Here is an 11,293-nt window from a genome sequence, read left to right as displayed (position 1 = left end):
CCGTGAGATCGTCCTGATGTGTCTCGTCTACAACATCAAAAAGTACGTGACCCCGTGATTCCAACGCCGCATGGCGATTCAATAGAGCCGATTAAATAGAACTTGATTCGTTCGAGACCTAAGAAAAATTCGCTTATCTGAAAACCTGGTTGAACTTGATTATCTATTCCTCTCCGTGACCGATATGCGCTGTGTAGTTAGTATCCTTTCTAGATGTCACGCGTATCTGAGAGAATCTACGACGCTCAATAAGCAAGTGTAGTGAACGGATAGTTCTCTCCAGATTGGGTGAACAGAACGCCATGCAGATCGTTCTATGACACCCTCATTGGCAGCTATTACTGCGTATCAACTGTTAACTCGAACATACGCGAGTGAGACGTTCGCCGTGTTGATACTATCTGTGACTGTGTTTTGGGGGACAAAACTGGCCTACCGGTATCGAAAATAAGGACAATTGCGAAGCACAAACCAGAGAGTATTCGCAAGACTGTTCGTCTCGTTGATTGGGATGTTCGGCAGGTCCACACGAACCTATATGAACTCGAGAATCCGCACCTAATCGAGTTCGATGAAGCGGCCCAATTGGGGAAACCCACTGTTTGGTGTGATTCGGTCGAAGTAGATCTCCTGCTAAGCAACCCAGATTCAGAGAGGTACCAGAGCGTAAGCTCAGAAAGACCCCTTTCGGACACTCGCTCGGCACTGGTCTTTTTATACGATACCGCAGCCAACACCGGTGATGTCACTCAAGCATGAGTCTGACTTCATGATCGTAATCACCTTGGCCGGCTTCGCGGACTTAGTCGAACACTACGATCCCGACCTCGAACTCTGGGCACGGCTGCTCTCCGATGAACTCTTCGCTCATGCAGGCTGTCGACGACTCCTTCTTGGCGAACAGTGACTCCAAATGCCCAACTATTTTCTTATACTGTTGGACAAAACTATTCACACGTCGATCGCACTCGAACGGTCGTCGCAACAAGCGACGATCCGTGAGACGCGATCGAGTGTTCACTGACTTTNCACACGTCGATCGCACTCGAACGGTCGTCGCAACAAGCGACGATCCGTGAGACGCGATCGAGTGTTCACTGACTTTTGTCCGGCAGTATTATTCCCAGTCGGTATTAGTACATCGGCCATTATCTTTACAGTGAGATGCACGAATTATTGTAGTAGCAGGGGACGTCGCTCCACTATGTCGACTCATGTCTGGGAGGCAGTTCCCTGCTCTTCACAACCACCATCATCACCATCGTTCCCATGATGGCCCTTCGCCCCTGATCCATCCACAAAACTACTGATCGGCTCCCAGTCGGTTTTCTCAGAGGCATATTTGGTTTATATGCAGAAAATTAAACAGATGTGTAGTGTATCTTCTACATGTCATCTTCCACGTAAGTGTGGTAAACGCTGCTACCCTCTTCACATAAAGTTGGACGATCGGGAGATATGGCGGGAGTTCACGTCCCCGTTACCGTCCACGGACGTTTCTGGGAACAGTTCCTTAGACCCAATAGTATTCTACAAATATTATGATTATTATTGATAATATTGATGTAGTTACTAAATAATGCATCCATAGATAGAAACTGTTATGATGCGTACTGTGGGGTACTAAAACGTATCCTGAGGGAACTATAAATATGGAAGATACGGAACAACCGCAATCGGGAGCAAATCTCCATCACTCGACTCGGCGAGGATTTCTCATAAAGACCAGTGCTGTCGCTTTCTCAGCTAGTGTTATTGGGTCGGAAAGTGCTGCGGCTCATGAGATTGAACAGTACACAATCAGAGACGGAACGCCAGAACAAACGACGGTATATGTAACTGAAGCGAACAGATCTGGTCCGACAGTGTTCGTCATTGGTGGCCAACACGGCGACGAACCGAGTGGCTGGATGGCAGCCAACGAAATCGCTCAGTGGCAACCCGATACCGGAAAACTCGTTGTTATCCCTGAGGCCGACCAGACTGCAATCCGGGATCGGACATACACCGGCGATAACGGAAATCTCAATCGCTCGTGGACAATCGGATCCGATCCGACCAGACTGCTTGCCCGAGAAATTTGGGATGTCGTCGAAGAGCACGATCCCGACGTTTTCTTTGATCTCCACAGTTCGTTCGGTATCTATGGCTCTGATTGGGGCCCTGATGGCGTCGGACAAGCTGTCCATCCGACGCCGCACGACTACGCACCGCGGTTAGCCTCCGCCGCCGCGACATATATCAATCGTAACTTCATTCCAGATAATTATCGAAACGAATACAACTTCCAACGGGGACCCTTCTCCGCAGGAGATATCCCCACATTCACCGGTAAGGTTGCGGTCGATCTTGAGAAACCTGGCTTCACCGTCGAATCAACACGCTACGAAGTACCGCTCGATCGTCGAGTCACCTGGACTCGCCGTGTCGTGACTGACGTGCTTCGTCATCGCGACGTCATCTAATTCGGCTAAATTTAGAAATCTCCAAAGTGTAACCTTTTCTCACACTGCAGCAGTCGTCCCATTCGAGTCGCCGTCCATTGGGAACCGGATCGAGAAGTCGATGTTGTCGACTCCTCCTCGTAGCTTCGGCGTCTTACTCTGACTGGCTTGGTCGAACTCGACGACGCCCAGTGCCTCAAGTTCTTTCAGATTCCGATGCACTTCCCGATAATCTCGATCGACGACCGCAGCTGCTTGGCGGATACTCTCTGGGTGCTGTGTGACGATCGCCTCAATCAGCTCGAGGTTCGACCGGCGCATGAGCCAGTCGATGTCGTCGAACTCTTCGAAGTTGACGATGCGGCGAACATCCTGCTCGATTTCGTCACTACTGCCGCCGGCTTCGGCTTCCTCTAGGCGCTCGCGAGCGGCAGTCCGGTGCTCGTCGGCCTGTCGGAACGTGATTTTGAGTGTGCTTTCAGTCATGGTCTTCTACCTCGTTGATGAACCGATCCTGGAGTTCGATCATTCCGGGGAAGTTGATCTCTTCGACGCTGTCTGGTGTGTCGCTCGTGACAGTCGCCCGTTCGGTTTTCGATCTCTATCTCAACTTGTGGGTAACTCCTTGGCCAGCTCGAAATCGACGAACCGCTGCTCGATAAGTAATTGAAAAACGCGGGAGGCTGAAAACACTCAGTCCCTACCCGGGTGCCCCGGCCTCCGCGCGCCAAGACAACACATTCTGCGATGGATGTGTGCGTGGGCGTCGATCGCCCGCATCTATATTTCTAACTGGCAACTCAAATATATTTCGATTGATGAAAGTCAGAACTAGAAGACTTATTACGCATTATCCAAAATCCACCTGTTACCCCTATCCGGGAGCATATTCCAGATCTCCAATCGACACGATCACAGTGATCGTGGCGGTCGGGCCGCTGGGATGGCTGCCTGGTCACAAACAATCACAATAACATGACAAACGAAACTACTTTCCGCGAGAAGGGACGTGCGCTGTTCCTGACCGCGATGATGGTTCTCTCCGTTGTCGCCATGACTGCATCCTTCGCGGGTGCGGCGGCGGCGTTCAACGTTGGAGACTCCTCCGACGTTAACAGCGGAGAAATGGAAATTAACAGCGGAGACGCTGTTTGGCAAGGACAGACCGCAATCATCACGGAATCGTCTCAGTCGGCCGGCGAGGATGGCACGGTCGCTTTCGACGATGCCACTGTCGAACTTGAAGACGACGATGGCGACTGGCTCCGTGACCTCGACGTTGAAGATAGCCAGGTTGAGGTCGACACGGACAACCTCGAAACGGGCACGTACAACGTCACTGTCAATAACGATGGAACGTCCGGCGTTGATTATCGTGTCGAGTTCGACCTCCGCACGCACGGTGTCACCGGCGAGTTCGACGACGCGACGGTGACCAACGTTGCAAACTCCTCGAGCTCGAACACGTCGCTCGAGATCGACTCGGATCGTGGTGACTTGCAGACGAACGTGAGCGCGAGCGGTCTCGACGCTGACGACCTCGTAAGCATCTTCACGCAGTACGACTCCGCGTCCGAACTGGAGGACGCGAACCCTGACAACAGCATCGTCTACATCGACACTGACGATGACGAGATCGTCCTCGATGGCCGTGACGAGTTCACCGCCGACTTCGGCGGCATCGACGCTGGTGACTACGAGTTCTCGATCGACGCCAGTGACACGACCGCCGAAGACACGGCGAACATCACTGTCACTGACGAGGAGATCTCCGCAGAGTTCGTCAACTCCGACGTTAACGTCGGCCAGGGCGACCTCGCCGAGATCCCGATCGAACTCGAGAACACCAACGATGCGTACCTGAAGGTTGGTGACATCGACAACAGCGGTTTCGAGTCGCTTGTCCACATTGAGGACAACTCCGACGACGGCTACGACCAGATCACCCTCAACTACAACACCTTCATCACCGGCCAGGGCGACGAAGGCGACGCCTGGTCCGCTGAAGAAGAAGACGTTGAGGTCACGCCACTGAACGTCGAGGGCAACCTCAGTGAACCGCTCGCAGGGACTGAGTACGAACTCTCGCTCGGTACGGACGTCAACAGCGACGAAGACGATATCCAGAGTGAAACGGGTACGGCCTTCCTCAACGTCCAGGACTACGAGGGCCCATCCGACATCACGACCTACACCGTGCCTGAAGACGACCTCGGTAGCCTGAACGACCTTGACGACCTCAACGAGACGGTTGTCACCGAGACCAACGAGTTCGCACACCAAGACGGCGTCATCGTCGCCATCGAAGGCTACGGCCTCTCTGGCGCGCTTGATGACGGCGAACTGGCAGACAGCATTAGCCTCCAGATCGAAGAAGAGGACATCCCGAACCAGGAGCCCAACCCGCGGGATCTCTCTGAGTACGGTGACTTCCTCAACAGTGGAGACGACAACGAGTACGACGGAACACTCTACTTCGCTCTCGACCTCGCAGGTACGGACCTCTACGATGAGGACGACCTCAGCACTGGCTTCGATGTCACTGCACAGGCAAATGACAGTGCGTTCTTCCTCGAAGAGGACGAAGAAATCGACCTCGAGCACACGATCTCGATCGACGAGCGCTCGGTTGAGTGGGACGACTCCGCAGAGAGTGCACCCGCAGTCGACGGCGCTGAACTGACTGGTGAGACCAACGTTGCACCTGGTACCGAACTGCGGACCCAGGCCCGCTCGGTTGGTAACTTCACGCACTCGCCCGACGCTGTTGTCGAAGAGGACGGTACCTTCACGGCAACCTACGACTTCGGCGACTACGAACCTGAGACGGAGTTCACGCTCCGCGTCATGGACCCAGCCAGCGACGCTGAACACGAGATCACGTCCGAACTCTACGACGCTGAACTACCAAACATCGAACTCGACACCGACGCACCGAGTGAGGTTACTGTCGGTGAAGACGGAACGCTCGACGTGACCGTCAGCAACACTGGCGGCTCGGCCTCTGACGAGATCGAGGTCGGCGTCGTGATCGGCGGCGAAAACATGCTCAACGAGAACATCACGCTCGACGCCGGTGAGGAATGGAGCAACAGCTTCGACTACACCGCCGAAGAGACTGGTGACGTTGAGTGGAGCGTTGTTGCCGGTGACAACGAAGAAACTGGCANAGGAATGGAGCAACAGCTTCGACTACACCGCCGAAGAGACTGGTGACGTTGAGTGGAGCGTTGTTGCCGGTGACAACGAAGAAACTGGCATCACCACCTTCGAAGAGCCTGACGATTCCGGTAACGAATCTGGTAACGAATCCGGTAATGAGTCCGGCGACGAATCCGGCGACGAATCCGGCGACGAGTCCGGTGACGAATCCGGTGACAACGGCTCCGACGGCGACGATGACGGAACGCCCGGCTTCGGTGTCGCTGTCGCACTCGCCGCACTCCTCGGCGCTGCCATGCTGGCTCTGCGCAAGCAGAACTAAGCAGTAGCTAACTACCGGACTTCGTCCGGCCTTTGCCGCACTTCGATTTTTCTTTCGAGCACTACACGAACCAGCGACAGCTGTAGCGCTCGCGAACAGAACTGAAAAGAGAGTTAGACTTTTTCCTCGTTCCGTGACGTGCGATACCTGTTAAATAATCTGTAATACTCAAGCAGTATTTCACAAATGGTGGCGGATCAGAGAAAGCATATCCGCTATTATCAACCATGGACGCCTATGGGGCAGTCCCCTACTATTCTGCTCTTTAGATAGCTCTATGTCATCAATGGGACTATCAACTGGATTTCAGAGGCAGTGTTTGGCTGTGTTGTGTTCGGAGGAGTAGACCGATATACTCACACCCATCGCTAGCACTAGGTGTTGCTATGACCGAAGTCTACGATCTTCTCACAACTGGGCCTCAAACACAGGTCGACGTTAGCCGCCTCAATTTCGGGGAGCGCCAAGAACTCTGTCGTATCTCGGTCACTCGCACAAGCGATGTTACAAACATCGGTGAGTCCGGCGACTTCTCTACGATCTACTATCTTGACGGTGACGAACGTCTGGCAGCAGCGGTCTTCGTTGATGAAAACCGGAACTCTTAGCAGATGTTGACTTCTCGAAAAAGAACATTCTCCAGACGAGCATGCCCCGAGCGGTATACGATTGGATTCTTCACGCACTTGGGAAGCGTGAGCTGGAGAAATACGAGACGGTTGTCCTGGAGGAACGCCCGGACGGAACACGGTGGGTGATCGATCGCCAGAAGTACGACGAGTCCCCGAACCGGTGCTACACAGTACGGGAACAGCATAGCGCGCGTAGATAACTCTATCTCTCGCGGAATTGTACGACGAGTTTGAAGACGAGATCGTCCAATCGGCGCTCACAAACCATAGCGCGGTCATGGGCGATACACGATACATTCTTGAGTATTTCCGTGCTTCTGACAGCTTTGAGTGTCGTCCTGCCACGATTGATGGTGAAATGGCACTCTGCAAAGACGACGCAAGTGATGGCACCTGTCAAGACGGGTGACGACTGATCGATATGAAAGCACGGGCGGGAAGAGGAACAGCACTCAGTCCCTACCCGGGTGCTGTCCTCCCCGCCTCGCGGCTTCTACAAGACAACGGTCACATTCTGCGTAGATATGCAGCCTGTGATGTGGGTAACCCCACAGAATATCTTCAGCTACAGATTCACTAATATGTTGCACCGCGTGGAAGTGAGAGCTATTGAGATTCCATTCCAAAATGAATCTATTGCTTTCTGGAACCCCCTGTCACACTAGAAGACTTATTACACAGTGTCTAAAATCGACCAGGTACCCCTACACCGGGAGTCCATCTCAGGCCTCCAACACAAGGTCGTGTCGACCACGTGATGGCCGCTGTGGTGGTCCGCCCCCGAATCGACATACAAACAATAAAAACAGACAACACATGACACAAAACGAAATTTCAGTTCGCGAAAAGGGACGTGCGCTGTTCCTGACCGCAATGATGGTTCTCTCTGTCGTCGCCATGACTGCATCCTTCGCGGGTGCGGCAGCGGCGTACAACGTTGGAGACTCCTCCGACGTTAACAGCGGAGAAACGGAAATTAACAGCGGAGACGCTGTTTGGCAAGGACAGACCGCAATCATCACGGAATCGTCCGAATCGGACGATAGTGGCGCAGTTTCTTTCGACGATGCCACTGTCGAACTTGAAGACGATGATGGTGACTGGCTTCGTGACCTCGACGTTGAAGATGGAGAGGTTGAGGTCAACACGGACAACCTCGAAACGGGCACGTACAACGTCACTGTCAACAACGATGGAACGGCTGGCGATGACTACATCGTCACGTTCGAACTTCGTACGCACGGTGTCACTGGCGAGTTCGCTGACTCGACGGTGACTAACGTCGAAGGGTCCTCGAGTGCCATGACGGAACTCGAGATTGACTCGGACCGTGGTGACGTTCAGACGAACGTGAGTGCAAGTGGTCTCGATGCTGACGACCTCGCAAGCATCTTCTCTGACTACGACTCCGCGTCCGAACTAGAGGACGCGAACCCAGACAACAACATCGTCTACATCGATACTGACGATGGCAAGATTGTTCTCGACGGCCGTGAGGCGTTCGAGGCTAACTTTAGCAACATCGAGGCTGGCGACTACGAGTTCTCGATCGAAACCAGTGACACGACTGCCGAAGACACGGCGAACATCACTGTCACCGACGAAGAGATCGCTGCAGACCTTGTCGAGTCTGACATTAACGTCGAACAGGGCGATCTCGCTGAAATCCCTGTTGAACTCGAAAACACCAATGAAGCGTATCTGAAAGTTGGCGACGTGGACAGCAGCGGATTCGAGTCGCTCGTCCACATCGAGGACACGTCTGACGACGGTCTCGATCAGATTACCCTCAGCTACAACACCTTCATCGCTGGCCAGGGCGACGAAGACGCCGCCTGGTCTGCTGAAGAAGATGACGTTGAGGTCACGTCTGAAAACGTTGAGGGCGAACTCAGCGAACCGCTTGCAGCTACCGAATACGAACTCTCGATCGGTACGGGCATCAACAGCGACGGGGACGATGTCCAGAGTGAAACGGACACTGCGTTCCTCAACGTCGGAGAGTACGATGGTCCGTCTGACGTCACGACCCATACCGTGCCTGAAGACGACCTCAGCGGTCTGAGTGACCTCGACGACCTCAACGAGACGACGGTTACTGAGACTAACGAGTTCGCACACCAGGACGGCGTCATCGTCGCCATTGAGGACTACGGCCTCTCCGGCGCGCTCGATGACGGTAACCTTGCAGACAGCATCAGTATCCAGATCGAAGAAGAGGATGTCCCGAACCAGGAGCCCAACCCGACGGACCTCACTGAATACGGAACGTTCCTCAACAGTGGAGACGATACTGAGTACGACGGCACACTGTACTTCGCACTCGACCTCGCAAACTCGGACCTCTACGATGAGAGCGACCTTGATGCTGGCTTCGACGTGACCGTCGAGGCTGACGACAGTGCGTTCTTCCTCGAAGAGGACGAAGAAATCGAGCTTGATCACACGATCTCGATCAGCGAGCGCTCGGTCGAGTGGGACGACTCCGCAGAGAGTGCACCTGCACTCGACGGCGCTGAACTGAGCGGTGAGACCAACGTCGCACCCGGTACCGAACTGAGCACCCAGGCTCGCTCAGTTGGTAACTTCACCCAGTCGCCAGAGGCTGTTGTCGAAGAGGACGGCACCTTCACGGCAACCTACAACTTCGGTGACTACGAACCAGGAACTGAGTTCACGCTTCGCGCGATGGACCCAGCTAGCGACGCGGAACACGAAATCGACTCCGAACTCGTCGATGCTGAGGAACCAAACGTCGAACTGGACACCGACGCACCGAGTGAGGTTACTGTCGGTGAAAATGGAACGCTCGACGTGACTGTCAGCAACACTGGCGGCTCGGCCTCTGACGAGATCGAGGTCGGCGTCGTGATCGGTGGCGAAAACACGTTCAACGAGAACATCACGCTTGACGCCGGTGAAGAATGGAGTAACAGCTTCGACTTCACCGCCGAAGAAGCTGGTGACGTTGAGTGGAGTGTTACTGCCGGTGACAACGAAGAAACTGGCACCACAACCTTCGCTGAGGAAGGATCCGACTCCGGTAACGAATCCGATTCCGGTAGCGACTCCGGTTCCGACTCCGGTAGCGACTCCGGCTCGGACGACGGTGACTCCGGCTCCGACGATAGTGGCGGTGACGGCTCCGACGGCGACGATGACGGAACGCCCGGCTTCGGTGTCGCTGTCGCACTCGCTGCACTCCTCGGCGCTGCCATGCTGGCTCTGCGCAAGCAGAACTAAGCAGTAGCTAACTACCGGACTCCGTCCGGCCCTTGCCGCACTCCGATTTTTCTTTCGAGCGCTATATCATCCAGCGACAGCTGTAGCGCCAGTTAGAGCACATCCAACTTCAACCCGAGAACAGCCGACATTCAGACGAGTTTGATCAACGGCAACGAGACTTGCTCCAGTTCCGTATCGATGCGGATGTATCGTTCCGTACTCTAATCATCAAATTGTACTCGCGGTCGGGGATTCTCGCCAGAAGCTTTCGGACTGATCATCTGACGGACAGAACATTGAAAAGGTCGCATTTTGAATACTAGGCTCTACCAATGGCTCTCTCGGATCTTCTCTCTCAGTACCGCCAGGCCGTGGACAAACATGGGGCTCTCTCGGGAAGTCGATTGACCGCGGAAAAAGCGGTAGAACGCGCGCTGGTCCAACTTGGAAAGCGGATAAACTACGGTGAACGCCCCATTGAGAAGGAGTGGGACGTACTGATCATCCTTGATGCGTGCCGGGCCGATCTCTTCGCGGAATTTGCCCCACAGCATCCAGTTTATGACGAGTTCGAAACGACAACGTCGATTTATTCCTGCGCAAGTACGAGTTCAGAATGGTTTAGAAAGGCCTTCGGGAGCGCCAGCGATCAGGAACTGAGCAAGATCCACTATCTCTCTGCAAACTTATTTTCCGATTGCGTCGATCCGAATCGCTTTCACGAGATGACCGAACTCTGGCGTTTCGTTGCGGAAGACGAGAAACACTGCGACCCAGCGGAAGTGACCGCTGAGGCTCTTCGAGCGAACCGAGAAAGCGATGCAGAGCGGTTAGTCATCCACTATATTCCCCCGCACGCCCCGTTCTTACATTGTCCGGAGAAATACGAACTCGAGAACCCCGTTTGGGGAGGTGACTCACACCAGGTTTGGTTGGGGCTCCAATCCGGCGAATTTGACAGAGCGGAAGTCTGGGACGATTATAGACAGAATCTCATAACCGTCCTTGATGAAGTAGACACACTCCTTACGCATCTGTCCGGAACGATCGCCATCACCGCTGATCACGCGAATGGACTCGGCGAACTCGGTGTCTATGGACATCCCGGATATTCTCCGGTTCCCGCTGTCAAACGAGTTCCGTGGGTGACCGCCGTGGGACAGGGGCAGTCATATTCTGTGAGTGACTTAGATGCACTAATGGACCGAAATGAGGGTTCTAATACCGAGGAGCAGCTCGAAGCGCTTGGATATCTGTAAGCTTCGGAAGCCATGGCTTAGAGACTCGATATCCGATTGGACGCAGTTGCACTACTGTGGCTCTTCGAACTCGATTTTTCCAGTGGCATTCTGCCCATTCCCTTCGGAGGGTACTGTGTTCAAACATCTTCGTCGGTACACGACCTCTTTTTTGAACACGACGGTTCTATTGAATCCACGGACGGCATCGGGGTAAGTCGTCAGAACGATTGAGGTGAAGCGGAAGAGGCGTCTTTGTGCAGAAGATTC

10 protein-coding genes are annotated in these 11,293 nt (G+C 54.0%); 8 read left to right on the top strand and 2 right to left on the bottom strand.

What is annotated here, in order from left to right:
- Positions 1 to 414: 414 nt before the first annotated feature.
- The 3 genes from C484_RS25120 to C484_RS05120 all read left to right on the top strand — a co-directional run bounded on the left by C484_RS25120 (position 415) and on the right by C484_RS05120 (position 2,465).
- Positions 415 to 759, top strand: a complete 345-nt coding sequence (locus tag C484_RS25120; RefSeq protein WP_006824881.1) for an HVO_A0114 family putative DNA-binding protein — start codon at positions 415 to 417, stop codon at positions 757 to 759.
- Between the two features lie 10 nt (positions 760 to 769).
- Positions 770 to 907 carry a hypothetical protein gene (locus C484_RS23565; protein WP_169332870.1) on the top strand — a complete coding sequence of 46 codons (138 nt, stop codon included), beginning with the start codon at positions 770 to 772 and terminating at the stop codon, positions 905 to 907.
- A 745-nt stretch (positions 908 to 1,652) separates the two neighbouring features.
- The gene (locus tag C484_RS05120; protein WP_239640921.1) at positions 1,653 to 2,465 is read left to right on the top strand and encodes a succinylglutamate desuccinylase/aspartoacylase family protein; all 813 of its coding nucleotides are present in this window, start codon (positions 1,653 to 1,655) and stop codon (positions 2,463 to 2,465) included.
- Between the two features lie 39 nt (positions 2,466 to 2,504).
- Here the strand turns inward: C484_RS05120 and C484_RS05115 are convergent, their stop codons facing one another.
- Entirely contained in the window at positions 2,505 to 2,930 is a 426-nt protein-coding gene (locus C484_RS05115) for an HVO_A0114 family putative DNA-binding protein (RefSeq protein WP_006824879.1), read from the bottom strand.
- 489 nt (positions 2,931 to 3,419) lie between these two features.
- On the opposite strand from C484_RS05115, the gene C484_RS05110 reads away from it, so the two are divergent.
- The 5 genes from C484_RS05110 (at position 3,420) to C484_RS22000 (ending at position 11,044) form a co-directional block, all read left to right on the top strand.
- Positions 3,420 to 5,660, top strand: coding sequence for a BGTF surface domain-containing protein (locus C484_RS05110; protein ID WP_006824878.1), 2,241 nt, complete (start codon positions 3,420 to 3,422; stop codon positions 5,658 to 5,660).
- The gene (locus tag C484_RS24885; RefSeq protein WP_449289166.1) at positions 5,566 to 5,928 is read left to right on the top strand and encodes a PGF-CTERM sorting domain-containing protein; all 363 of its coding nucleotides are present in this window, start codon (positions 5,566 to 5,568) and stop codon (positions 5,926 to 5,928) included. Before C484_RS05110 ends, C484_RS24885 begins: the two co-directional genes overlap by 95 nt.
- A 386-nt stretch (positions 5,929 to 6,314) precedes the next feature.
- Positions 6,315 to 6,536 (top strand): hypothetical protein, encoded by a 222-nt coding sequence (locus tag C484_RS24150; RefSeq protein ID WP_006824876.1) that lies wholly within the window; start codon positions 6,315 to 6,317, stop codon positions 6,534 to 6,536.
- Between the two features lie 840 nt (positions 6,537 to 7,376).
- The gene (locus C484_RS05095) at positions 7,377 to 9,803 is read left to right on the top strand and encodes a BGTF surface domain-containing protein (RefSeq protein ID WP_006824874.1); all 2,427 of its coding nucleotides are present in this window, start codon (positions 7,377 to 7,379) and stop codon (positions 9,801 to 9,803) included.
- A gap of 314 nt (positions 9,804 to 10,117) precedes the next feature.
- Positions 10,118 to 11,044, top strand: a complete 927-nt coding sequence (locus C484_RS22000) for a hypothetical protein (RefSeq protein ID WP_083867288.1) — start codon at positions 10,118 to 10,120, stop codon at positions 11,042 to 11,044.
- A 51-nt stretch (positions 11,045 to 11,095) separates the two neighbouring features.
- Here the strand turns inward: C484_RS22000 and C484_RS23955 are convergent.
- The coding region (locus C484_RS23955) for a hypothetical protein (RefSeq protein ID WP_204366366.1) at positions 11,096 to 11,293 on the bottom strand (198 nt) is incomplete at its 5' end.

The sequence above is a fragment of the Natrialba taiwanensis DSM 12281 genome, from assembly GCF_000337595.1.
Lineage (GTDB): Archaea > Halobacteriota > Halobacteria > Halobacteriales > Natrialbaceae > Natrialba > Natrialba taiwanensis.
This window is presented reverse-complemented; position numbering and strand designations above follow the sequence as displayed.